This is a genomic window from Streptomyces sp. 8P21H-1 (assembly GCF_013302945.1).
Genome location: NZ_JABTYA010000185.1, coordinates 1 through 364, shown reverse-complemented (window position 1 = coordinate 364; position 364 = coordinate 1). Strand labels below are relative to the sequence as shown.

The 364-nt window shown below is 69.7% G+C and carries 1 protein-coding gene and 1 pseudogene; both read left to right on the top strand.

What is annotated here, in order from left to right; translation table 11 throughout:
• Positions 1-17: 17 nt before the first annotated feature.
• Positions 18-143: pseudogene (locus tag HO151_RS07675) on the top strand (methionine ABC transporter ATP-binding protein); the annotation flags it as partial.
• Between the two features lie 83 nt (positions 144-226).
• On the top strand, positions 227-364 hold a 138-nt coding region (locus HO151_RS07670; protein WP_368039401.1), incomplete at its 3' end, for an ATP-binding cassette domain-containing protein.

The window sequence follows — 364 nt, the reverse complement described above, 5'->3', positions numbered from 1 at the left end:
TGCTCATCACCCACAACATGGGAGTGGTCGCGGACCTCGCAGACCGGGTCGCCGTCATGTATCAGGGGGAGCTCGTGGAGGAGGCGGACGTCCAGACGCTCTTCTCGTCGCCGAAGGACCCGTACACGAAGCGGCTCCTGGAGGCCGTTCCCCGCATCGGGCAGAAGCTCGAGGCGGCCGAGCGGCGCGNATCCAGTACCCCGGTCGCTTCGGTCGGCCCGGCTTCGTGGCCGTCGACGGCGTCGATCTCACGATCGGCGCTGGCGAGGTCGTCGGCCTCGTGGGGGAGTCCGGATCGGGGAAGACGACGATCGGGCGGGCCATCGCCGGCCTCACGCAGGTCACCTCCGGTTCGCTCAGCGTG